The following is a 24,200-nucleotide window of genomic DNA, read 5'->3' on the forward strand; positions in this document are numbered from 1 at the left end:
CGTTCCGTCCGTCACCGCAGCGCGCGTAGGTAACGCCTCTGAAAAATCCACTGTGCAATCAGGAGGAGCGGGAAGAGTCGCCGCCATGGCTGTCGTGATGCCGCTCGCGTGAGCGACCGAACGGTGAGGTGCACTTCCTCGCCACGACGGTGCACGAAAAACGCTTCCTCTCCATCGACGGGGTGCCCAGGCATGGTGCGGTACGAAAACCCGGATCTCCCGGGTTCTTGGACCACGTCGATGACTTGGACTGGTTCGGCGACGGTGAGGCCACCCAGGCGCGCAGTTACGACGACCCGGTCGCCCGGCGATACAGGGCCCGGGGGGTCTACGAGAAACCCACTCGCGGTTTTTATCTTCCAGAGGAGCACTTCCTGGGCGACACGCTGCCAAACCACGTCGCCGCTCCCGACGAAAGCCGTCACTTCTGAACGGCGGTAATTGTGGTCGCTGAGAGTCCACTGGTCAAGATGCGGGCTCGTCATGCGTCACCTCTTGGCCATCCTGAGTAGCATCAGCCTTCCAGCTTTGCCGGGCAGCAATGATTCCGTCGCGCGTCGCCGCACGGATAACCCCATAGAGGACATAAAAGAAAATGGCCATAAATACGGCAGCTACGACAATATCCATAGTTCTTCCCCCAAAGATTCGCTTGTCCGAGGACATCGCAAGCCTACTGCAGGTGCAAATGCTCACCTTCAGCGAGTCATGGAACGAGAACCCTGACCGACCGAAAAATGCGCCCTTCAGCACATATCGCCCATAGCGGCCAAGAATGGGCGGTCGGAGGATTGAAATGCCAATGGGGAAGCCACGACCACCGGGAAGATAGTGATTCACGCCTGGGCGGTCTGGTTTCAATTCCAACTCTGAGCTGTATCTGTAGATGGTTACGCTTCCTGTCCTCGGCAGAGACGGCCACTCGGCCGTCAGATCGTAGTACTGGGTGCCCATTCGGGTCTTCAGGGGTGCCGCGACAAATGTCTACGGGGTATTTAGTCCGAGTTCTCCGATGGCCGAAGGCTCCAGCGTGCCAGGGTTGAGATGCACGTACAGATCCTCGGCGTCTCCGGTCGAGAACTCAGCCAGTTCCAGTTCCACCTTCGAGGGAGTTACCGTCAGGGTGACAGTGCCGCGCGTCACGGCTGCCTGTGACACGAATTTTCCCTCAAATACCTGCGGCTGGCCGCTCTCCGGTGCGGGAGTGGAGGTTGAGGTGGGGTCGACAGGACTGTCGGTTGCCGAGTCCTCCGGTGCACCGGTGTAGGAACATCCGGTGAGGCCTGCGACAAGGGTGGCAGTCAGCATTGGTTTGATCATTTTCATGTTCCCCCAAGGAACGAGTATGGATGCGACACCCAGCCAGGCGAGCATGGAGTTGTAGGTGCGGACCTCTTGTGAGTACCCACAAATCGAGGCTTAGGCCTCTTTCGCCTCCATCAGCGAAGTAGCAGTGGCGCCAGCGACGACGAGAAATCCAGCAGACAGAATTCCAACAAACTTTCGTGTTTTAATGCAAACTCCCCCATTATTTACAAGCTTGTCAATTTTGCTAACAGTCAACCGGATAGAATAAGTCCATGACTACTTCTCAAGTCATTGCTGACTCGCCAGCGCGGCATCCAGAGAGCACTAGGTCTGATATTTTGCATCTCGATCGTGGGCTTACTGGCTTCAATCTTCCTTACCGGCCGCAACCCGCTCTTCCCAGGGATGTCCGGTCCGTTGCTGGTGCTGCTCTTCTTCCTGGCCGCAGCAGGAAGCGCTACCGGACTAGCAGTCACCAGGTCTCGACGGGCTGCCATGGAAAACGCAGACAAGAGATAAGTCCGAAAGGCTTGCTGCAGCGAGCTGGGGCCCACCGGAACCGAGCCGGTCAGTCGTGCCCCACACCTAATGAAACGGGCGCTTGAATATCCTTTTGAATTCATTGATGCTATGGACATCCCTGCCCAGTCAAGCCCCTTGTCCGCGCTGATGCTGATAGTTTGGTCATTTTAGTTCCAGCCTCTTTCCAGAGAATCCCCGAAGTGTCGCAAGACTATTGACCGTACTAGAGCGGTGATCGCTGTCGCCGCCGGAAGCCTCGCGATTGCGGTGCCCGCGACGGCATCGCAAAACCCTGGGGATACGCGGCACTGAGGTTGTGAGACCCCGGGATGGAGCTGTCCCGTAAGGGAATCGTGAGCCGAAACCCTGGCTGGACACGACCAGCGCGCACGGGAAGCTGATCTTCGACATGTTCCCGTCTCTGGCAGAGTACGAACGCTCCCGATTGTCCGAACGCACGAGGGCAGGGTTAGCGGCCGCGAAAGCCATGGGACGACTCGGCGGACGTCCGCCGGCGATGACCGGCGACGAAACTTGCGGCAGCCAGGGACCTGCGGCGTCAGGGAAAGAAACTGCAGGAGATCGCGGAGACTCTCAGCGTGAGCATGTCCACCCTCACCAGGGCGCTCGGGCCGCGAACAGGCAAGCCGGCGCCTGAGTCCCAATCTCTGGTTCAGAACGTTGCGTAAGTCGGTTCCGCCAGCGGCCAGTGCGACGTCGGTCTTGGAACCCTGACCGGGCCGAAAACTGGCCATCTGGGCGGAGGGAAACCCAGAGTCATCTCCCTAGCGTTCCAGCGTGATTGCAACCCCTAACGGGCAGATTTTCCGACAGTTGGGTCCCTGGCGCGCGGCTATTCGTCGTTTTTCCGGGTGAGGTCGTCAGTCGGAGCATGCCTAAGCTCTCTCCTTTCCTGCGCAGCGGCAAGCCCCAAAGGAATGAATAATAGAGCCGCGACTGCAGCCACGATAAGGGTAACGATCCAAAGATCCAGGAAACTGCGAAGAATTAACGCGCCGATCACCACGGGCGTGGCGGCAATGCTTGTCACCTTGAGAAGCCGCTTCATTTTCGGCGGGATTCCTGCATACCTGTCTTCCACCAGATCCCTCTTTCAAACGAGGACAGCCAACATCCGCGACGAAGCGTTGAGTCATGCTTCCAGGCCCCTCAGCGGCGTCTACCCTTCAGGGGGAGGCTCTCTACTTGGGGCATCGAAGCGATCAGGCTGGTTTCGGAATTGTGCAATTTGCTCGTCCTGCTTCACCTTCCGATTGATGAGGATTGTTGAGACGCCTCCAATTGCTCCGGCCGCTGAGAGGAAGAGAACGCCAAGCCATCCAAGCAGCTGGTAAGTTACCCAGCACATGACCAGGAACCAGACCACCCACATAGCGCGCTTCGTCGTCTTGCTCATGCCTCATCCTATTGACCACAGCGTTCCTCGGATAGGCGAAATGACCTTCGCTCCCCGGCGTCTCGTTGAGATCTATTCGTCTAGCAAGCCCAACCCTGACCGGGCCGAAAACTGGTCATTCGACTCGTGGGATTAGTTGTTGCCGAGAACTGGTCGCTCAGAGCGATAGCAACAATGAGCGGGCATCTAACTGGTCGTGCGGGTGCCGATGAGGCCGCCATCAACCTTGGTTTGTTAAACCCTGTCGCGAATCTAGTCGCTATGGAGACGTGTCCCTTAGTCCTCCGGGCGCTAGGATCTGCACAGGACGCATCAGCAGGTTTTCAGTGGCGCCTTATCAGCGTTTGTGCTTCGGGGAAGAAGAAGACGATGAGCGGTATTGACGATCTCATGGCGGAGGCCAATGACCGCTGGGCAGACGCGAAGAGAAGAGCGCAGGGCGTCGAGGACAACGGCCTGGGCGAGGCCGTGAAAACCTATTACACCCGCTATTTCCCTGCCGGATTCTTCATCCTGGTCGCGGCCGGGACCATCGGCGCAACCCTGGCTTTCCCGGGCACACCGGAGAGGTTGCCAACCTTCCTAACCTTCGGGTTTCTGCTTGGATTTCTCGGCGCCCTGATTGGGGGCTTGGTCTACAACGCGAAGAAAGTGGCACCCGCAGCAAAGTTCGGGAGGATCGATGTGCTTCTTTGCCTGGAAAACGAGGAAAAGAAGCAGGTCCGTCGTCAGATCGCAGGGAAGGGACCCATCGATCCTGAACATCTTTCGGTCACCCGGGCCGCCGCGGTGCAATTACGAAAGGGCCTCGCCACGCAGCTGCTTCTGGCACCGTTGTATCCGCTCATCTTTATTCCCCAAGTCATGAACTTAGCTCTCCGCGGTGACAGTCTGTTCGCTTGGCTGATGGCAATTGGTGTGGGAGTAATAGCGGCCGGGGTAGGGTTTCTCGTCCGTGACTTCCGGCGGGCGGGCCGGTTCCTGGCTCACACAGCGGAGCAGGCAGCCCCAGGCAACGCGCCGCCTTAATGTTCCAAAGCCGAACGCCCTACGGGCCCAGCGGCTCTTGCCGTTTGTCGACCACCAGCACCTCGGCCCGCAAGGAAGGTAATTCTTCCAGCCGGGGAGCAGGTTAACGTTGCGCCTAGTATTGCCCTCATGATGACGTGGTGGAATAAGCACCCCATTCTGCTGACCATGCTGGTATTGGCCTTGGGGTGGGGCTTTGTCTTGGCGGTTCAGCTCGTCTTTGGGGACTCCTTTGACGAAGCGGCCGTGAGCGCGACGTTTTGGGTGATCTGCGTGGCGGCGGTTTGGTACGTCTTCCTAAGACGACGGAAGAAGACCGAGCAGAGACTCGCAGATGCAGGGCAGGTACTGATGTACCTCCGGTACCCTGACTCCCGCCCCGGGTCTTTGAGCGGGATTTGGAACATGGGCGTTGCAACGCTTGCGCCGAGAACACTTCATTTCCAGCCGTCGGTCTATGACAACCTCGAACCCTCCGGCCGCGCCGTAGTCCTCACTGGACTTGAGGTCGCGTCTCCGCCAAGGAGCCTCAACCGCCAGGACAAGAAACATGTGCCGCAATTCTTGTTCCAAGCCATGACGTTGAGCTCTGACGCCGGCACCATCGAAGTCGCGGCAAGTCCTGCCACGCTTGAAAAAGTCCGACAATCGGTGATTGCTCCGCCCGCCGAGAACTAGAAGAGAAACGGCGGGTTAAGTGTCATGACAGCAGACTCGCCGGGTAGCTCAATCAGTTGCCATATGGCGCATCCAAGCGGACGTAGTGGAGAAGTGCAAAGCCGCACCCTAACGCCCCTAGATCAACGATCACTCGACGGACGAGGCGGGGGTTCTTGGCCATAGTTATCGGACGCGGCGAATCCTGTTCAGCCATCTCACGACCTCCTATTCTGGAACGTGCCGTTCGCTGATTGTCTCCATATGCGAATCACAAAAATAGGGGTTCCGTCGGAACCTCTATTTCGATCTGATCACCTTTTGGCTGACTATGACAGGTTTGGATGGCCCCGGTAGGACGGTTATTTCTGGCCCCACTTCGTGACTCGCCGGGCCCTTGTGACGGTTATATATGGCCCCGCCTTCAATGTTGGATCCATCAGTGGATGGATGCGGCGGAAGGCTGGTCTGGATGGAGTCGAGAGTGGAGTTGTTCGCACTGATCCGAAGGGACGCCCGGGTCGAGGGCCTCTCGGTCCGTGCGCTGGCAGCCAAGCATAAAGTTCATCGAAGGACGGTGCGGCAGGCCCTGGAATCGGCCTCCCCTCCGGAGCGCAAGCCCAGGCAAGGGGTTGCCTGGCGGCTGGAGCCGTTCAAGCCGGCAATCGATGCCATGCTGACCGAGGACACGACGGCGCCGCGCAAGCAGCGCCATACCGCGCGCAGGATTCTGGCCAGACTCGTTGAAGAGCACGGCGCGGAGGAGTTGTCGTATTCGACGGTGCGTGACTATGTGCGGGTCCGGAGGGCGCAGATCGATGTCGAGGCCGGCCGCCGGGTTGAGGTGTTTATCCCGCAGGAGCAGGCCCCGGGCGCTGAGGTCGAGGTGGATTTCGGTGAAGTGTGGGTCGTGCTGAACGGGGTGAAAACGAAGTGCCATATGTTCGTTTTCCGGCTGTCAAACTCGGGCCGGGCCATCCACCGGATCTATCTGACGCAGGCGCAGGAAGCTTTCCTCGAAGGCCACATCGAAGCCTTCAATGTTTTGGGCGGCATTCCGACCAAGCACATCCGATATGACAATCTCACCAGCGCCGTTACCGCGGTGGTGTTCGGGCAGGGCCGGCAGCGGCAGGAGAACGACCGTTGGGTACTGTTCCGTTCTCACTACGGCTTCGACCCCTTCTACTGCCAGCCCGGCATCGCCGGGGCGCATGAGAAAGGCGGGGTCGAAGGGGAGGTGGGCTGGTTCCGCCGCAACAGGCTCTCCCCAATGCCTGTTGCTGGGTCTTTGGATGAGCTCAACGACCGGATCCGGGCCTGGGAAGTCCTGGACGATCGCCGACGGATTAATGACAGGATCCGCACCATTGGCCAGGACTTCGCCCTCGAACAGCCATTCCTAGCGCCGTTGCCGGCTGAGCTCTTCGACCCGGGGCTGGTCCTGACACCGCGGGTGGACCGGTCCTCGATGGTCACGGCGCGGATGGTGAAGTATTCCGTCCCGGCCCGGTTCATCGGCCGTCGACTCCGGGTGTCTTTGCGGGCGTCCGAGGTCGTGGTGTTCGACGGCCGCACGGTGGTCGCCAGGCATCAGCGGATCGTTGCCAAACATGGGCAGTCCGTCCAGCTGGACCACTATCTGGAGGTCCTCAAAACCAAACCCGGCGCGCTGCCCGGTTCCACCGCCCTGGCCCGGTCGCGGGAGTCCGGCGCGTTCACCACCGCGCACGACGCGTTCTGGGCTGCCTCCCGGCGGGTCAATGGCGATGCGGACGGGACCCGTGAACTGATCGATGTCCTGTTGCTCCACCGGTCAATGGACGCAGGTGATGTCCAAGCCGGGATCACCGCGGCGTTGGGGGTGGGTGCTGTCAGTGCCGACGTCGTCGCGGTCGAAGCCCGCAGACACAGCTCAAGCGTCTCCGACGGTGGGGCCGGCCCGGACCGTCATCCCGTTGCTCGAGAAGACGCGGATGTGCAACGGGTTGTCAGTCTTACCCAGCGTCGGCTCATGGATCCGGCGGCGGTCATCGCCGGGCTCCCATCCGACACGCGGCCGTTGCCATCGGTCGGTGTCTATGACGAGTTGCTGGCCAAACGCAGCCACCCCGCCGGAATCGTGTCAAAGGAGAGCATCTCATGGGCCCTGCAGCACCCTCTATGACCATCACTCCGACCCTGCGCCGGCGGCGCGGCCTGACTGAACAAGCCGCCGTGGCGGCTGTGGACCAGGCCTGCCGGCGGCTCCGCCTGCCCACGATCCGGGCCGTGCTCGATGAAGCGCTCACCGTTGCGGGAAAGGAGCAACTGTCTTACCAGGGGTTTCTGGCGGAACTGTTGTTGGCCGAGTGTGATGACCGGGATCGACGGTCCTCTCTCCGCCGGGTGAAAGCGGCAGGTTTCCCGCGGGATAAATGGCTGGGCGACTTCGACTTCGACGCGAACCTGAACATTAACGCCGCCACCATCCACACCCTCGCCACCGGGGATTGGATACGCAAAGGATCGCCCCTATGCCTGATCGGTGACTCCGGCACCGGGAAATCCCACCTGCTCATCGGCTTGGGCACCGCCGCTGCGGAGAAGGGATACCGGGTTAAGTACACCCTGGCCACGAGGCTCGTGAACGAACTCGTCAAAGCGGCTGACGAGAAAGTCCTCGCCAAGACCATCGCCCGCTACGGCCGCGTCGACCTGCTCTGTATCGACGAGCTTGGCTATATGGAATTGGACCGGCGCGGCGCGGAGCTTCTCTTCCAGGTCCTCACTGAAAGGGAAGAGAAGAACTCCATCGCCATCGCAAGCAATGAGTCCTTTTCGGGCTGGACCAAGACCTTCACAGACCCAAGGCTGTGCGCCGCGATCGTGGATAGGCTCACGTTCAATGGCGCCATAATCGAAACCGGCACCGACTCCTACCGCCTTGCACACAGCCTCAACCGGGTAAATCCAGGCTAGTCATGAGCAGTACCGAGGAGCTTTGGCGGGGCCGATGCGGGTCGCCAACAACTTGGTTCATTGAGTCTTGGCGGGTGTTAGACGCCTCTTCAGGTCCGTCTGGTAGTCAGATCTGCAATCGCATATCCTCGTGCGCTCATTTGCTTTCCGGGACTCGCCGGTTATGCACAAATCGAATCAGCACCACTGGAACAACTCCCACGATCAGGAAGACTACGAAATCAAGGATCTGGTTGCCGTCTGACCGCTGGGAGTACACGAAGGAGCCGACGGCGATCAGGACGATGGCTCCTAAGAACAGCCATTTCCGGCCGCCGCCGTCGCTCATGGGTCTGTTGTCGATGTATGGGAGCCGCTGTGTGGGGCTGCTGAGCACCTGAAGCAGCGCGTAGGCTGTGGACATTGCACTAGCCAGCATCAGTAAGGCAACGGCTAAGGTGTTCATTGTGGCTCCTGTGGTGTTAGCGAGTCTCGACTACAGCTTTTGTGCATCCTACGAGCGCTCCAAATATGATTCCGTAGAAACCTCCGAGTGCGGCAGCAATAGCTCCCCACGCCCCTTGGCTATAGCAAGCGGCTTCCCGAGCGCTCATCGCGAGTCCACTCTCGCTGCATGCGTAGGGCCCCCCCTTGGCCCATGCGGTTTCACATCCACCAAGTAGCCCGGTGGGATCTGTCATGTTGACGGGGTTACCGCTTGCGTAGAGGTAGGTGTTGGTTTCCTGCCCGGAGGGGTCCAGTTGCGTGAAGCGTCCACGGAAGGCGTTGTAGTAGCGGGCACCGAATTTGATGCGGTTGCTGGCGGTGTCGTTGTAGCCGCCGGCGTAGGTCCATGGGTTGGTCGCAGCCTGGGTTCCCCGTGGGGTCGTGTTGCCCCAGGCGTCGTAGGTGTAGACGGCCGAGCGGTCTTGGCCGACGAGGCCCGGTTGGGCAGATCACTGTAGGGGTCATCTTCATTGCGGAGGACGTACACGGCGCCGCTCTTGATGTATTGGTTGGAGTTGCCGGTGTCGTTGAACCGGATGGTGACAGTGAAGGGGTCGAAGCTCCTGATGGATGCGTTCAGGCCCGGAGGTGCTGTCCACCCGCCACTGCCGTTCGGCACGAAGGTGTACTCCCCGCCGTCTGCGGCCGTGTAGGTGATGTTATTGGAGGCATCGGCCCGGACTCCCGCTTCCTGCGTGCCGACCGAGAGGGTGGGGCGGACGTCGTTGAGGCTGTTGTAACGCCACTTGACCTCCATGTCGCGGCTGACACCCTTCAGGCGCAGCAGGTCCCCAGTGAGCACGATGTTCCCATTGGTTGGGTTCCAGCCCAGTACGGCGGCGTCTGAGAGGGAGTGGCTGACCATGGACGCGGCTCCGCGGTTGCCCGACGCGGCCCCGTTCGCTCCGGTTGCCGGGACAAGGGCGGCGACAGTCAGTGCTGCCGGTGCTCCCTCAGGGATGATCGGTGTCCCCGCCGCGTCTGCGGCCGCGACCTCATCGCCGGGAGCCGGCGCGAAAGGTACCGGCTCAGGGACGGGTTCGAGTGCCGCGTCTGTCACGGGAGGCGCGGGAGGGGCCGGTGCAGCGGGAGCCTTCAGGGGTGATGTGTCCGGGGCAGCCACAGCTGGCGCACCCATCCCTGTCAACGCCACGGAAGTCACCACAACAAAAGACAAAAGCCCATGACGAAGACGCACCAAAACCCCCAGATTCGGCCCACCAGCCGACGTCATCGAAGGCCTGAGATGCATCCTCACCTAAAGCCCGACAAAGCACAAGAGGTTAGAAAAATAACTTGAATAAATCCATTTTTGGGAGTCCGAGCCAGCAAAACCTCGCCCGGACGTCAACAGGTCAAGTGGGGCCAGCTACAACCGTCCTAGAGGGGCCAAAATTACTTGACATACTCATTTTGGCTTTGCTCTAGGGGGAAAGGTGGGGCTGATCCATCCGTGCTGATCCTTGAGCCGCCTAGACCGGACGTTCCCGGTCACCATGGCGCGTAAGGAAGGTAGATGTCCGGCTCACCCGTTGCTCTCTCGTGAGCTCTGTAGAACCGCGGGCCGGATCGGCAGCCGAAAACAGTCGTCTCCACTCGCCCGCGCCCTTCTGTTTCGCTGAAAGTAACGAGCCGACCCAAAGAGATGGCTTCGGCGTACTCGAGGATGTCTTCGAGCCGACCATCTGGTGCGCCCTTCTTCGGGGGGAACAGATCGAAGTACCGACTGCCGAAGCCGATCTGGATGTCGCCGCCATTGGCTTCCCAACCAACATCAAGGATGCTGGCCCCCATGGCTTTCGGTCTCCACTCTAGAAGGACGTCCTGCGGATACCCCGGATCGGGCCACTTCGTCATCGGAACATGAGACGGAAGAACGTTCGAGAGTGCCGCGATGAGGGCAGGCAGCTCAATCACGCTTGTACCTGCTCAGAACAAACATCAGTAGGCGCTTCCATGCGGTTACTCTATCTTCGCGCCAACGCTGGTACGCGGAGGCGTCGTGAGACGAACCCTGACCGGGCCGAAAAGTGCCCGTCTCATGCGCCGGGCCCAGTAACGGCGAAAAATGCCCGGCCCGAGGGATAGCGACCCCTTGCGGGGATTCCCACGGGAAGGAAGTGGAACGCAGCGGCCAAGGCACGGATTATCCTGCAGCCTTGCAGGTAAAGACCGGCGGCGAGGGGTATGCGCTATGAGAACGCCAAGTTCAAAGTCAGCAACAAAATTCCTGTGATGGAGAGCAAGACGCTGAATGCGATTCCGACGGACTCCATCGTCCTTACCTGATGTTGCTCTTGTTCCTGCTCAGGTCGGAGCTTGCCGAACATCGTCATGGCGATTTGGTATTGATAGCGCGCAATGTCCCTGCGGAAGACGACCCAAATAATTGAGATGAGAATGAGGATCAGCCCGAGTTCGCCAGTCCGCCCGGCTCCCGGGGGCAACCCGAGCCCGTAGGTAACAGTGACGAAGGTGACGATGGCCGCTGCAATGCATGCGGCCAACTGAATTTGGCGCCTTTTGCCAAAGGTCTCACCCTTCTCTGACCAACCCAGCCGGTTCTTCCTGCGCTCGAAGGTGCGAGTCCAAAGAAGCGTGGACACGGTTCCGATCACGAAGACGGCGCCGAAGACGAATAGCCAGGGTTCGCGCATAACGCTGACAATATCCCGCCTGCCTGCTGAAGTGGCCAATTAACTGCCGAATCAGTAATCGACGGAGAACACGAAGTCCTCAGCGGCCATCACGCAACCTTGATCGAAGTTCTTCTGCATAGGAAGAGATGGCCTGACGCTGGTCCCGGGTGAACCTTCTGGCCTGCAGGTCGAGGACAAACCGGCTGCCCAGCTCTCCCACGCCCAACAGCTGACCCACGCGACGGATTGCTTCGTCCATGTCCTCTGAATCCTCAATCTCCTGGAACACCTCTTCGCGCCGATCCATCGCTTGCACCAGGGCATCGTGGATCATCAATTGTTCCCTCGCCTGCCGCTCATCCTCATCCATGCCGCGATTCTTGCACGACGGAAGTTATTGGGGCATCGTGCCCAGGTGGGGATCGTGAGCCCAACCCAAACCGGGCCGAAAACTGGTATCTGCCGACGGGAACCGCTCAGGGCTAAGCTCGCACCATGAAGCCTCGCGGGTTACTTCTAGTCGGCCTTGGCGTCGTTGCCGCGGTTGTGGCCTTGGCACTCCTGCTGTTTAGCCGGCCATGGAGCAGGGTGTGCCCGGCCATGGGATACGCGTACGTCGGCCCAGTGGAGCTCCAGTTTTCCCATGAACCCACGTCGGCCGCAGCCTGCTTCGAGGAAGACTGCACTCCAGCGCCGGTGGCCAAAAGCCCTGATGGCAAATGGATGGTGCCCCAGTCAACGCCTTACCTCGTCCCACCCGCCAGCGTTAGAACTGTCTACGTTGAAGCCGCGCTCTCTTCGGGTTCCCGCATTGCCCGCACATTTCCTATCGAAACGGAGCCCACCGGGGAGTATCCCTATGGCCGCGAGTGCGGAGGTCCGTACACGTTCCTGCCAGTTAAGGTACCGATCGGCTGACGAATCGATGGCCTCGGTTCCGGGCACCCGTGCACTACCCCGACGGCCGAGGTACCTTTCCGGGCACCCGCGCGGACCAACCACCCCACGAAACACAGCGAAACATTTCTCGCATACCCGCCCGTACAAGCAGGCCCGTAAGCCGGTCGATCACCGTGCCGCGGAAGCCCACTCCCATTGTCAGTTTCAGAAGTCGTCTGCACTGGATCCCGCGGAAGTAAGAGGCGAGTGCAGAGGACTGCTGACATCGGGATGTCAGAAGTCCCGTGCACCGTCATGCAATTTTCAGCAGTCGTCTGCACCAAAGGCCGAGCTACGGGACTGCCAGTGCTTCAGGGTTCGTCGCCGGGACCCAGCGGTACAGCGTGGGCACCGAGACCCCGAGGCTGGCGGCAACTTCCTTTGGCGGCGTTCCCTGGTTGAGGAGCTTCCGAGCTGAGCGGATCTTGGCCTCAGTCATTACACGCTTGCGTCCGCCGACCCGGCCCTGTTCGCGTGCTGCCTGTAGGCCTGCCTGGGTGCGTTCGACCATGAGCTCGCGTTCCATCTGCGCCAGGGAGGCCATCACGTTGAAGAAGAAGCGTCCGGAGGCGGTGGTGGTGTCGATCGAGTCGGTGAGGCTGACAAAACCAATGCCGCGCTCGTTCAGGCCTCCGGCGAAATCCAGGAGGTCCTTCACGCTGCGGCCAAGACGGTCCAGCTTCCACACGATGAGAGTGTCTCCCTCACGGAGTGTTTCCAGCGCTTTGGCAAGACCTGGGCGGCCGGCCTTGGTGCCGCTCATTGTGTCTTCAAAGATGCGATCGCATCCTGCACCTTTTAAAGCAGTCAACTGCAGATCCAGGTTCTGGTCGCGCGTGGACACTCTGGCATAGCCGATACGGTGTGCAGCCATAGGGGTTTCTCTTCTCAAAACTCGATTCGGGCTCCTAGCTCGACTCTACAGTTTTGAGAACTATTTATGAGAACCACGGCCTGTGGCCGGCGCTTGTCGTCACGACGGCGGTTTTCCGCGGAGGGACACCGCTTTGCGGCACCTCGTTGCACGACGACAGATTCTCAAATGCACCTGTTCTCGAAATCCTTCGTTTGCGAGAGCCGTCGGGCAGGTCGGCTAACCCTCTACCGCCACGTCTCCCCGGCCGGGGAGCTGCGGCCCGACGGTGCGAAGCTCCTCAAGTCGCAGTAGACCCGCCCGTACCAGCACCACCGCCCTGGCCAGCGCATCCGGCCTCGTCAGCGTTCCCTTTCACGCCCCGTCACCGGTCGCTTCACCGGACGGGGTTTACGGGACGCTGATGGACTCCAGCTCGCAATCATGCAGTTCAGCGGTGTGTGCGACCGGTGGGGGACGGTCAACCGGACACAAGCGACGTAAACGCAGAGGAGTAGTTTCAATGTTCGGATTGGTGACCCCACTCGCGCGGTAACTGGTTCACAAAAATGTCGAGTGTATGACGAAACTGTAAGCATGCTGTCGAATTGTGTTCCTTGGGATGGGCAAGCGTGTCCTCGCAGAGGCGAGCACTGCCTGCCGCCCTGGGACAAAGATGTGCCTTTGATCCGGTTCATTCGCTCGCAAGGTCGCCTCCGGCGGCCTTCGAAGTCGGGTCGTGGCGCGGTCTTGTCAGGGCCTGGGCCGGTTGTCATATGGGGCGATGATGCTTCGACTGCAGGATCCAGGTTTCTCAATTCTTTGGAAAAATCTCGCATCTTATGTATTGCAATTTGAGAGTCCGGTCGCTGATGATCGTCCTGTGCTCACTGGGGAGCGCAAGCGGCTCACTGGGGAGCACATCATATTGGGGGCGCAGCATGGCTGCATATCGGTCTCTTTTGTCAGGTCTTGTTCTATCTGCCGTCGTTTTCACCGGCCTGACCGCGCCGGCCGGCGCGGCGACCGCATCGGCCGCGGTGAAACCCCCGGCCAGGGCGGGGGCACCGCATCGGGCCGGGTTGGGCGTGGAGGCATCGGCAGCCCCGGCCATTGGAATGGCCCCAATGGTGCTTCCGCCGGCGTCAGGGGCGGACGGGATCAAGTCCGGGAACCGGTCAGCGGCGGCGATGATCACCCGCCAGCTCACGGACCTATCAGCTCTCTCGTACAACCCGACCAACGGCAATGTGGTGCTGACCGGGCAGCTGCTGCACGTCAAAGGGGCCAACCGCGACCTGAGCATCGGGTGGCGGTACAACTCGATCAATGACGTCCGACCGACGCTGTCGGTCGGCGCGGTCGAGGCGGGCGTGACGGTGGGGACCGGGAATTCGGTGACGTACACGGCCCCGGACGGGGGCACATACACGTTCGTCTCCGCGGGTGCCGGGGTGTGGACGATGCCTCCTGGCCTGAACGCGACGATCACCGTATTCACCTCGACGGCGATCACGATCCGGTTCAACGACACCGGCTTCACCAACGAGTACGAACTTGTCGGGTCGGTTTTCCGGCTCAAGTACATGAACGACCAGAACGCGTCCTCCCCAAACCGGATCACCTACACCTACAACGGGTCCGGGCAGCTGAGCACGATCAATGACACGATCGGCGGCCGGCCGGTCACGTTCTCCTACAGTGACCCGAACAACGCCGAACAGCCGTCCTCGATCCACGACGATGCGCTATCGAGGACGATTTCGCTCGAGTACAGCGGGCCGAACGGTGCGATGTCCAGGATCACGGATGCAACCGGGGCGGTCATGGACTTCGGCTACGGTGCCCCAAGCGACCGGATCACCACCGTCACCGACGACGCCGGAACCGTCACGACCCTGGCCTATGACACTCCCCAGAAGCGGCTCGGTCAGGCGACCTACGCGACCGGCACGGCGGTGCAAAGCGTCTGGCAGTACTCCTACCTCATCGATCCGGTCAACGGGTTCTTCGCCTACGTCAAGGACCCCAACCTCAACACCACCCAGTTCCGGTCATCCGCCGCGAATCAGAACGCCCAAACCCAGGATCCACTGGGGCACCAGAGCCAGTTCCTTGTTGACGCACACGACAACGTCACAAACACTGCCACGAGCCTTGGCTACAGCACCACCTACACCTACAACACCAACAACTCCCTGACGAAGATCACCTCACCCGCAGCAGCGGGCGGCGGGACCGGCGGGGAAATCAGCTTCACCTACCCGACCAACACCGGCAACCCGCTCTCGAACTACCAACCCAACACCTCGATCAGCAGCGAGAACCAAACCACCAGCTACAGCTACGACGCCAACACCAACAACCGCTACCAAACCACCACGCCCGGCACAGGCGGCGGGGCCGGCGGAACCCCGAAGCTGAACTACCAGGGAGACGCGGCAGGGACCACGTGCGGAGCCAAAAAGGGCCAGGTGTGCAAGTCCACCGACGGCAACGGCAACATCACCACCTACACCTACGGGGCATTGGGGATGCCCACCACGATCACCCGCCCGTCCCCGCTGGGGACGATCACCAACGTCTACGATGACGCGTCCCGACTGATCACCTCCACCGACGGCAAAGGCCAGACCGCGCACTACGACTACGACGATAATGACCGGCTGGTCCAGATCGACCGCGGCGTCAACTGCGCCACCCTCTGCGTGTCCTACGTTTACGACGGGCGCGGGAACCTGATCGAACGCGAGGACGATACCGGGATCACGACCTACGCCTGGGACCTGCAAAACCGGCCACAATCCAAGACCATCGGCGGAGTCACGACCTCGGTTACCTATGACGGGGCCTCGAACATCCTGACCTCCGTCGATCCGCTCGGGACCGTGACCTATAAGTACGACGCGGCGAGCCGATTGATCTCCCTGGCCGAACCCGGCGGCTCCTGCCCCGGGACCCCGGCGTTCCCGAACGCCACCAAATGCACCGGATTCGACTACGACAACGACAACCGCCGCACCGCGGTCAAGTACCCCACCGGGGTCAAGAACACGACCGTGTACGACAACAACTCCAGAATCACCTCCATCACCGCGACCAACACCAGCGCCGGGATTCTGGCCAAACGCGCCTACACCTACACCATGAACGGCACCAAGGACGGCGCGCTCCGGAAGACCATGACCGACCAGGCCGGCACCGTCACCACCTACAGCTACGACCCGATGAACCGGCTCAGCCAGGCAGTGACCGGAACCGTCACCGAAACGTGGACCTACGACAAGAACGCCAACCGCACCAAAGACACCAAAACCGGCACTGCCGATGTGTACAACGCCTACAACGCCGCGGACCAGCTCTGCTGGGCCGGTTCCAGCGCCGGGACCTGCGCCTCACCCCCCGGCGGCGCGACCACCTACAGCTATGACGCCAACGGCAACACCACCGTCGCCGGAGCCACCACCCAGGGGTACAACGTCTTTGACCAGTTCACCTCCAACAGCAACGGCGGCACCACGAACTACACCTACACCGGTTCCCGCAACGACGAACGCCTCACCGCGGGTTCAACCGCGTTCCTCAACGGATCCCTCGGCATCACCCGACAGACCACGGGCGGGGCGAGCACCTCGTTTATCCGGGACCCGCAAGGTACCCTCATCAGCATGCGCACCAGCACAGGGGCCAGCTTCTACTACACCACCGACGCGCTGGGCTCGATTATCCTGCTCACCGACAGCGCGCAGGCAGCCGCTGCGACATACGCCTACGACTCCTGGGGCCTCACAACGGCCAGCAGCGGCGCGCAGGCAGCAACGAATCCATGGACCTACGCCGGCGGCTACAACGACACCACCAGCAACCGCATCAAATTCGGTGCCCGCTACTACAACCCCTACCGCGGCCGCTTCACCCAACCCGACCCCTCGAACCAGGAAGCCAACCGCTACGCCTATGCCGGGTGCAACCCGATCAATTCAACAGATCCCAGCGGTCTTGCTTCCCAGGAATGCATCGGGCAGGCCGGCCAGAGTGGCGCAGCTCTCTTCGTTGCGATGTTCGCGGCAATGGCTGTTATCACTTTGACCGGCGGCGCTGCGTTAGCGGCCGCGGGGGTTGCGATATCGACATTCGGCGGTGGCATTTTCTCCGGAATCAGCGCGGCCGCTACCTGCCGGAGATGAAGGATTCCCCTAAGATCTGAAAGGATAAAAATGAAGAGTCGCGAATCCTCGGGACAACGGGCCTTAGGAATGTGTCTGATCATCGCCGGCTTTGTTGCAGCCGTTTCAACTTTCCTTGGGGGAGTGAATGGCTGGGGAGCTGTTCATTGGGTCGGTGCCAGCTCTGCTGTCCTTAGCTTGGGGTTGGGCATATGGCTCCTCCGGCCACATCGAGGGGGCAAGAACATACACTCTTAACTGGACTGATGGGGGCTTGAGTGTGTCAAGTATTCGTGGCCCCGGCAGGGCGGCTTAAGTTGGCCCCACTTCGGTCTGTTTTGCGGGGGGCGTGTCTCATTCTGGTGAATGTCTGTGTCCTGTCGGCCGACGACTTATTCAAGTTATTTTCCTAATCGCTTGTGCTTTTGATGGCTGTGCGTGAAGATTCCTTTCAAGCCCTAGATGACGACGGCTTGTGGGGCCGAAATTTGGGGGTTTTGGTGCGTCTTTGTCGTATGGCTTTGTCCTTTGTTGTTGTGACATCAGTGGCTTTGACAGGGATGGGCGCACCTGCTGTGGCCGCCCTTGACGCGTCAGTACTGACCGCCCCGGCGGCTCCATCACCTCCGTCCAGTCCAGTAACGGAGGCGAAACTGGAACCGGCGCCTGAGCCTGTCCAGGTCGAGCCAGAACCGGGGGATGAAGTACCTTCCTCTGATGCTGAAGGTACGCCCATCATCCCGGAGGAAGCGCCGGCGGCTTTGGCTGTCGCCGCCTTGGCCCCGGCAACCGGAGCGAATGGCGTCGCGTCAGGCAACCGTGCCGCTGCGTCCATGGTCACCCGCCAGCTTTCGGATGCCGCCGCACTTTCCTGGAATCCGACGAACGGGAACATCGTGCTGACCGGGGATCTGCTGCATCTGAAAGGCGTCACCCGGGACATGGACGTGAAATGGCGCTACAACAGCCTCAATGACGTCCGCCCAACGCTTTCGGTCGGTACCCGTGAAGCTGGCGTCAGGGTCGATGCGTCCAACAACATCACGTACACCGCAGCGGACGGCGGGGAGTACACCTTCGTTCCCGACGGAGCCGGAGGATGGACCCGGCCCGCAGGCCTGAATGCCTCTATCCGGTCGCTTTCCGCAACCAACCTCAACATCAATTTCGATGACACCGGATATGGCAATGGATACGTCAAGAGCGGGGACGTGTACGTCCTCCGAAGCGAGGACGACCACTACGGAGACCTTCCCAACCGGGCCTCGTACTACGACACCGACGGCCGACTCAGTGCCAGCTCGGATAACCGGAACCAGATCATCAACTACGTCTACCAGGACGCGAATAACGAGGAACAGCCCTCCCAGATCATCGACACCACGATCAACCGGGCGATCAACATCGAGTACAACGGCGGATCCGGACGGATGTCCAAGATCACCAACGCCTCCGGCGCGGCCCTGTCCTTCACCTACAACTCCGCCGGCAAGATTGCCACCGTCAAAGACGGCCGCGGCACCACCACCACCCTGGAGTACGACACCAATGGCAGGGCAAAGAAAATAACCTACGGCACCGGCACCACCGCCCAAAGCATCTTCACCCCGGCTTACCCCACCGCGACATCCTCGACGCTGACGGACCCGAACAATAAAACAGCGACCTACGCTTTCACAGGAGCCCGGCAGGTCACCCAGGTCACCGATCCGAACGGGAACACCACCCAAGCCACCTGGGACGCCCACGACAACCGCCTGACCTCAGTGGACGGGCTGGCCAAGACAACCACCGCCACGTACAACCTCAATAACTCCCTGACCAAGATCACCAAGCCCGCAGCCGGGACCGGGACAGGAAGCGAAACGATCTACACCTATGCCGGCCCGAACGGCCGCCTACCGATCGCGTCCACAAACAGCGAAGGACACGTCACCACCTATGGCTACGACGTGAACACTGCCAACATCGACAAGGCACAGACACCAGGGCCCAACGGCGGCGCAGGCGGCGCCCGAACCTGGAACTTTGAGCGCGATGACGAACTAACCACCTGCGGAGCTCAGCGCGGTCAGCTGTGCAAAACCACGGACGGCAACGGCAACGTCACCAGCTACGCCTACGACGCAAACCGCAACCCCGTCACGATCACCCGCCCAGCACCCCTTGGTGTCATCACCAACACCTTCGACGCCGCAGACCGGCTGATCACGTCCAAAGATGGCAAGAACCAGACCCAGACCCACACCTACGACAACAATGACCGGATCACCCAGACCCGCCAGGGCGCCACCTGCATCCCCGCGACCTGCGTCACCTACACCTACGACGCGAACGGCAACCTCACCCAGCGCGTCGACGCAGGGGGCACCACCACCATCACTTACGACGCCCAGAATAGGCCAACGACTAAGACCATCGGCGGCACCACCACGACGCTCACCTACGACGGGGCCTCCAACATCCTGACCAGTGTGGACCCGCTCGGGACCGTGACCTATAAATACGACGCCGGGAACCGGCTGATCTCCCTCGCCGAGCCCGGCGGATCCTGCCCCGCAACCCCGGTATTTCCGAACAGCACCAAATGCACGGGCTTCGAATACGACGCCAACAACAACCGCACCGCCACGAAATACCCCAACGGGATGAAGAACACCACGGTCATCGACGCGGCCGGGCGGACCACCTCCATCACCGCGACCAACACCACCGCGGGCGTCCTGGCCAGACGCGCCTACACCTACACCGTCAACGGCACCAAAGACGGTGCCCTGCGCAAAACCGTCACCGACCATGCAGGCACCGTCACCACCTACAACTACGACGAGGTCAACCGGCTCACCCAGGCCGTGACCGGGACCAACACCGAAACCTGGGCCTACGACAAGAACAGCAACCGGACCGTCGATACCAAGACCGGGACCGCGAACGTGTACAACGCCTACAACGGAGCCGACCAGCTCTGCTGGGTAGGGGCCAGCGCCGGGACCTGCGCCTCACCCCCGGCAGGGGCCGTCACCTACGCCTACGACGCCAACGGCAACACCACCACCGCCGGGGCAACCACCCAGACCTACAACGTCTTTGACCAGTTCACCTCCAACACCAACGGCGGCACCACCAACTACGCCTACGCAGGCACCCGCAACGACGAACGCACCACCGCCGACGGAACCGCGTTCCTCAACGGTGCACTGGGCATCACCCGCCAAACCACCGGCGGGGCAGCCACGTCCTTCATCCGTGACCCGGACGGTAACCTCGTCAGCATGCGCACCAGCACCGGAGCCAGCTACTACTACACCACCGACGCCCTCGGCTCGGTCATCCTCCTCACTGACAGCGCCCAGACGAAAGCCGCCGAATACGCCTACGACTCCTGGGGACTGACCACCACCAACAGCGGCGCCCAGGCAGCTGTGAACCCGTGGACCTACGCCGGCGGGTACAACGACACCACCAGCAACCGCATCAAATTCGGCGCCCGCTACTACAACCCCTGGCGCGGACGCTTCACCCAACCCGACCCATCAGGCCAAGACCAAAACCGTTACGCCTACGTAAGCTGCAACCCAATCAACGCCACAGACCCAACGGGCCTCGGCCCTGCCGAATGCTTTTTCAACGCTTCGGCCGCTGTATTTTCCGCTTTCGTTGTTGCGGGGGCAGGCGCCGCCGCTGTCGCAACTGGCGGTTTGGCAGTCGTTGGCTTGATCGGGGCGATTGGACTTGAGGCTACTACTGCCACTGCCGCTGGCTACTACTGTGGAGAGCTGATCAAATGAGACCGTTCGAACGTTCGTTGACCATCATCGGAATCTGCGGCGGAGCCGCCTTAGCAGTTTACGGCGCAACGATAGGATCCCCTTGGTGGATACTAGGGCTCCTAATCGTTCTATTCGGCGCGATCGTGTTGTGGACCGCCAAGAGTAAGAATTGAGGTCTACCTCCAGTGGATTCCGCCAATCAGTGTATGGACCGAAGGCAGGCCCGGAACACTACCAGATTGCACTCACCGCTAAGTGGGCAAGTGAAATCGCTCCAGCTAATTCCAAAACCACTACCTTAAGCCGTAGACAAACCCCTGTGCTGTTTACCTAGCGGCCTGCTGGGCGATGCTGTGGGCGAGGCGATATGAATCGGTTCCGGTTTCGATGATGGTGCCGTTGAAGGTCAGCCTGTCCACGATCGCGGCGCAGAGGCGTGGGTCGGTAAAGGTCTTGGTCCAGCCGGAGAAGGATTCGTTGGAGGCTATGGCGATGGAATTCTTCTCCTCCCGTTCGGTAAGGACCTGGAAGAGGAGTTCTGCGCCACGGCGGTCCAGTTCCATGTAGCCAAGTTCATCAATGCAGAGCAGATCCACCCGGCCATAGCGGGCGATGGTCTTGGCCAGGACTCTCTCATCCGCGGCTTCGACGAGTTCGTTCACCAGCCGGGTCGCCAGGATGAATTTCACCCGGTAGCCCTTCTCCGCCGCGGCGGTGCCGAGACCGATCAGCAAGTGGGATTTTCCCGTCCCGGAATCCCCGATCAGGCACAGCGGCGATCCTTTGCGGATCCATTCCCCGGTAGCAAGGGTGTGGATAGTGGCGGGGTTGATGTTCGGGTTCGCGTCGAAATCGAAATCCCCGAGCCATTTGTCCCGGGGAAAGTTCGCTGCTTTGACCCGGCGGATCGAGGAGCGCCGGTCCCGGTCATCACATTCCGCCAGCAGCAGTTCGGCTAGAAAGCCCTGATAGGTCAGTTGTTCCTTGCCTGCGACGGTGAGGGCTTCGTCCAAGACAGCACGGATGGTTGGCAGGCGTAGCCGGCGGCAGGCTTGGTCCACGGCCGCGACGGCGGCCTGCTCGGTGAGACCGCGCCGCCGGCGCAGGGTCGGTGTGATGGTGGTGGCCGGTGCGGTGGGCCTCATGACATGTCCTCCTTGGACGCGGTTCCTGCGGGGTGTTCGGTTCGTTTGGCCAGAAGCTCGTCATAGGCACTGATCGAGGGCACGGGCCGGGTGTCGGGAGGGAGCCCGGCGATGACCGCGGCCGGGTCCTCCTCCGGACGACCCCGCCCCTCACCAGCACAAACGCAGGCTCGACCGGGCACCCCCACCGTAAGACCCGTCCGCTGAAGTGCCCGGTGACGGTGGCATATCTGGTCCACCAAAAGTACGCGTGGCACACTGTTGCGCATGACCGCTTTGCTGGTCGGCTACGCGCGGGTGTCCACGGAGCAGCAGGACCTAACGGCGCAGCGCGACGCATTGTCAGCTATGGGGATCACCGCGGACCGGATCTACGTAGATCACGGGCTGACGGGCACTGACCGGAACCGTCCGGGCCTCAGGGAAGCGATGGCGGCCTGCCGGGACGGTGACACGTTCGTGGTCACCAAGCTGGACCGCCTCGCCAGGTCCGTTCGGGATGCCCACGAAATCGTCGACGAGCTCGCCCAGCGGAATGTGAAACTCAGCATCGGCGGATCGGTGCACGACCCCACGGACCCCATCGGAAAGCTGCTATTCAACGTCCTGGCCATGGTGGCCGAATTCGAGAGCGACCTGATCCGGGCCCGTACCCGCGAGGGCATGAAAATCGCCAAGGCCAAAGGCCGCCTGAAGGGCAAAAAACCCAAGCTGTCTCCGGCCCAGGAAGCCCACCTCGTCAAATTGCACGATGCCGGCGAGCACACCACCGGGGAACTCGCAGAACTCTTTTCAGTGGCCAGGTCCACGGTGTACCGGGCGGTGCAACGCGCCCGCCACAAGTCAGGACCTGCCCGCTAACCGGAAGCTTGGCGAAGCCAACGCAACAGCCCCTCCGGACCGGAAAGGTTCGGAGGGGCTGGTGTTGGTGCAGGGTGGCCCGGCTAAGCGCCGTGACCGTTACCCTAAGCCTTTAGAGAGGGCGGATGTTCTCTGCCTGAGGGCCCTTCGGACCCTGGGTCACATCGAATTCGACCTTCTGGTTCTCGTCCAGTGAACGGTAACCGCTGGTAGCGATCGCCGAGTAGTGGGCGAAAACGTCAGCTGATCCGTCATCGGGGGCAATGAAGCCAAAACCCTTTTCGGCGTTGAACCATTTAACTGTGCCTGTTGCCATGGCTGCATTCCTTTATGTGACTCTGATTCTCTCTGCAGACACGGCGGCCCGCAGAGCGGAGAACGTCCCCCGCTGTCCCCAACGTACGGGGCGGACGCCTCGCTTGCAAGGGTATAAGTGCTCTTGCGACACTATATGTCCGCTTCAGCCGCCCTCGGCGTACATGGCAAGCAGGTCCCGGCCGAACTGATGCGGTGACGTTTCGGACGGGCTGTGCCCCCCGCGGTACACCGAAATCCGGGCTCCGATGGACTGCGCGAACTGGCGGTGCAAGTGCAACGGCCACAAATCGTGCTCGCCCACCGCCACGAATTTCGGCACGGTTGCGGCGGCGAGGTGCTCCCGCAGGTCCGGGACATTCTTCATCAGCCCGTAGATGTCCCGCACGGACTGGCGCCGCGTAAACCGGAACCGGTTCCGGACAAACCGCAGCCGGTTGGGGGAGACCTTGTTGACGTTCCGGCGGATGCCCCAGATCATCAGCGCAGCGCCCACCCGGCCATTGGCCAAGCCGGTGAACCGCCCGAACCGGCTGATCCCCCGGAAGCACTGCCCCGTCAGGGGCGGGCAGCTTAGAAGGGTGAAGCTGCGAAACAGCTCCGGGCGCTTTGAATAGGCAATCTGCGCCACGATCGCGGCAAAGGAGTACCCCACCACATGGGCAGGGACACCGCCCGACTCGAGGACGGCGACGAAGTCGTTCACGAAGAGCTCGTAGTCATAATGCCTGCGGGGCGGGACGAGGTTCTCCGGCCCCGCGCCTGCCGATTCGTACTGGCCGGCAAGGTCGTAACTCAGCACATAGAACCCGGCTTCGGCAAGCTCCGGCATCATCACGGCGAAGTCCTCTTTGGAGCCCGTGGCACCGGGAACCAGCACCACCCGCGGGTTCTGCGGCTTGCCCATGGCCACCATCGCAAGACTCCCGCTCGGCGCCGCAAAACGAGTGCTCACCGAGCCTTTGGGAAGGACGGCCCAGTTCCAGTCGCGGATCTCCGCATCCTTCAGCGTCGCATCATCCATCACCCCGTCCGCGGAAGGGTATTCCTCGTACTCGGGGGACGCCATGGCTCAACGATAGCCCCGGCGGAACCCGTTCCCTCGAAAAACGACCGCATCCCGCCCCGAGCA

At 61.2% G+C, this 24,200-nt stretch carries 21 protein-coding genes and 1 pseudogene; 8 read left to right on the top strand and 14 right to left on the bottom strand.

Going from position 1 to position 24,200, the window contains the following annotated elements; genetic code table 11:
* Positions 1 to 11: 11 nt before the first annotated feature.
* From ARTH_RS23360 to ARTH_RS02325, 3 genes are read right to left on the bottom strand one after another with little or no spacing between them, the layout of a single operon-like run.
* A complete protein-coding gene (locus ARTH_RS23360) occupies positions 12 to 485 on the bottom strand; it encodes a DUF1990 family protein (RefSeq protein ID WP_011690322.1) in 474 nt (157 codons plus the stop codon).
* Positions 466 to 954, bottom strand: a complete 489-nt coding sequence (locus ARTH_RS02320) for a hypothetical protein (RefSeq protein ID WP_011690323.1) — start codon at positions 952 to 954, stop codon at positions 466 to 468. The genes ARTH_RS23360 and ARTH_RS02320 overlap by 20 nt, the downstream gene beginning before the upstream one ends.
* 30 nt (positions 955 to 984) lie before the next feature.
* Positions 985 to 1,308 carry a hypothetical protein gene (locus ARTH_RS02325; RefSeq protein WP_043429290.1) on the bottom strand — a complete coding sequence of 108 codons (324 nt, stop codon included), beginning with the start codon at positions 1,306 to 1,308 and terminating at the stop codon, positions 985 to 987.
* A 931-nt stretch (positions 1,309 to 2,239) separates the two neighbouring features.
* On the opposite strand from ARTH_RS02325, the gene ARTH_RS23365 reads away from it, so the two are divergent.
* On the top strand, positions 2,240 to 2,488 hold the full coding sequence (locus ARTH_RS23365) for a hypothetical protein (protein WP_307800703.1): 249 nt from the start codon (positions 2,240 to 2,242) through the stop codon (positions 2,486 to 2,488).
* Between the two features lie 195 nt (positions 2,489 to 2,683).
* On the opposite strand, the gene ARTH_RS02330 is transcribed toward ARTH_RS23365, so the two are convergent.
* Entirely contained in the window at positions 2,684 to 2,932 is a 249-nt protein-coding gene (locus ARTH_RS02330; protein WP_011690325.1) for a hypothetical protein, read from the bottom strand.
* Between the two features lie 78 nt (positions 2,933 to 3,010).
* Positions 3,011 to 3,247 carry a hypothetical protein gene (locus tag ARTH_RS02335; protein WP_043429294.1) on the bottom strand — a complete coding sequence of 79 codons (237 nt, stop codon included), beginning with the start codon at positions 3,245 to 3,247 and terminating at the stop codon, positions 3,011 to 3,013.
* Positions 3,248 to 3,616: 369 nt separating this feature from the next.
* Between ARTH_RS02335 and ARTH_RS02340 the strand changes: the two genes are divergently transcribed.
* From ARTH_RS02340 to istB (ARTH_RS02355), 4 genes are all read left to right on the top strand, one after another.
* Positions 3,617 to 4,276 (top strand): hypothetical protein, encoded by a 660-nt coding sequence (locus ARTH_RS02340; protein WP_011690326.1) that lies wholly within the window; start codon positions 3,617 to 3,619, stop codon positions 4,274 to 4,276.
* 129 nt (positions 4,277 to 4,405) lie between these two features.
* A complete protein-coding gene (locus tag ARTH_RS02345; RefSeq protein WP_011690327.1) occupies positions 4,406 to 4,954 on the top strand; it encodes a hypothetical protein in 549 nt (182 codons plus the stop codon).
* A gap of 451 nt (positions 4,955 to 5,405) precedes the next feature.
* A complete protein-coding gene (gene istA / locus ARTH_RS02350; RefSeq protein WP_043429296.1) occupies positions 5,406 to 7,100 on the top strand; it encodes an IS21 family transposase in 1,695 nt (564 codons plus the stop codon).
* Positions 7,076 to 7,894, top strand: coding sequence for an IS21-like element helper ATPase IstB (istB, locus tag ARTH_RS02355; RefSeq protein ID WP_011690329.1), 819 nt, complete (start codon positions 7,076 to 7,078; stop codon positions 7,892 to 7,894). Before istA ends, istB (ARTH_RS02355) begins: the two co-directional genes overlap by 25 nt.
* A gap of 136 nt (positions 7,895 to 8,030) precedes the next feature.
* On the opposite strand, the gene ARTH_RS02360 is transcribed toward istB (ARTH_RS02355), so the two are convergent.
* From ARTH_RS02360 to ARTH_RS02385, 6 genes and pseudogenes are all read right to left on the bottom strand, one after another.
* Positions 8,031 to 8,339, bottom strand: coding sequence for a hypothetical protein (locus ARTH_RS02360; protein ID WP_011690330.1), 309 nt, complete (start codon positions 8,337 to 8,339; stop codon positions 8,031 to 8,033).
* A gap of 16 nt (positions 8,340 to 8,355) precedes the next feature.
* Positions 8,356 to 8,721 (bottom strand): annotated as a pseudogene (locus ARTH_RS24505) (RHS repeat-associated core domain-containing protein); the annotation flags it as partial.
* A 1,150-nt stretch (positions 8,722 to 9,871) separates the two neighbouring features.
* Positions 9,872 to 10,297 (bottom strand): hypothetical protein, encoded by a 426-nt coding sequence (locus tag ARTH_RS02370; protein WP_011690332.1) that lies wholly within the window; start codon positions 10,295 to 10,297, stop codon positions 9,872 to 9,874.
* 275 nt (positions 10,298 to 10,572) lie between these two features.
* A complete protein-coding gene (locus ARTH_RS02375; RefSeq protein ID WP_011690333.1) occupies positions 10,573 to 11,037 on the bottom strand; it encodes a hypothetical protein in 465 nt (154 codons plus the stop codon).
* A gap of 79 nt (positions 11,038 to 11,116) precedes the next feature.
* Complete coding sequence (locus tag ARTH_RS02380; protein ID WP_011690334.1) at positions 11,117 to 11,389, bottom strand: DNA gyrase subunit A; 273 nt, start codon at positions 11,387 to 11,389, stop codon at positions 11,117 to 11,119.
* Positions 11,390 to 12,250: 861 nt separating this feature from the next.
* Positions 12,251 to 12,832, bottom strand: coding sequence for a recombinase family protein (locus ARTH_RS02385; protein ID WP_011690336.1), 582 nt, complete (start codon positions 12,830 to 12,832; stop codon positions 12,251 to 12,253).
* A 1,106-nt stretch (positions 12,833 to 13,938) separates the two neighbouring features.
* On the opposite strand from ARTH_RS02385, the gene ARTH_RS02390 reads away from it, so the two are divergent.
* Complete coding sequence (locus ARTH_RS02390; RefSeq protein WP_043429301.1) at positions 13,939 to 16,998, top strand: RHS repeat-associated core domain-containing protein; 3,060 nt, start codon at positions 13,939 to 13,941, stop codon at positions 16,996 to 16,998.
* Between the two features lie 740 nt (positions 16,999 to 17,738).
* Positions 17,739 to 20,765 (top strand): RHS repeat-associated core domain-containing protein, encoded by a 3,027-nt coding sequence (locus tag ARTH_RS24375; RefSeq protein WP_043429303.1) that lies wholly within the window; start codon positions 17,739 to 17,741, stop codon positions 20,763 to 20,765.
* Positions 20,766 to 21,073: 308 nt separating this feature from the next.
* On the opposite strand, the gene istB (ARTH_RS02400) is transcribed toward ARTH_RS24375, so the two are convergent.
* Positions 21,074 to 21,892 (bottom strand): IS21-like element helper ATPase IstB, encoded by an 819-nt coding sequence (istB, locus tag ARTH_RS02400; RefSeq protein ID WP_011690339.1) that lies wholly within the window; start codon positions 21,890 to 21,892, stop codon positions 21,074 to 21,076.
* A gap of 267 nt (positions 21,893 to 22,159) precedes the next feature.
* On the opposite strand from istB (ARTH_RS02400), the gene ARTH_RS02405 reads away from it, so the two are divergent.
* On the top strand, positions 22,160 to 22,753 hold the full coding sequence (locus ARTH_RS02405) for a recombinase family protein (RefSeq protein WP_011690340.1): 594 nt from the start codon (positions 22,160 to 22,162) through the stop codon (positions 22,751 to 22,753).
* Between the two features lie 112 nt (positions 22,754 to 22,865).
* Here the strand turns inward: ARTH_RS02405 and ARTH_RS02410 are convergent, their stop codons facing one another.
* Both ARTH_RS02410 and ARTH_RS02415 read right to left on the bottom strand, forming a co-directional pair.
* Positions 22,866 to 23,069, bottom strand: a complete 204-nt coding sequence (locus ARTH_RS02410; protein ID WP_009357211.1) for a cold-shock protein — start codon at positions 23,067 to 23,069, stop codon at positions 22,866 to 22,868.
* Positions 23,070 to 23,213: 144 nt separating this feature from the next.
* Positions 23,214 to 24,137, bottom strand: a complete 924-nt coding sequence (locus ARTH_RS02415; protein WP_011690341.1) for an alpha/beta fold hydrolase — start codon at positions 24,135 to 24,137, stop codon at positions 23,214 to 23,216.
* Positions 24,138 to 24,200: the final 63 nt, after the last annotated feature.

The sequence above is a fragment of the Arthrobacter sp. FB24 genome (assembly GCF_000196235.1).
Classification (GTDB): Bacteria; Actinomycetota; Actinomycetes; order Actinomycetales; family Micrococcaceae; genus Arthrobacter.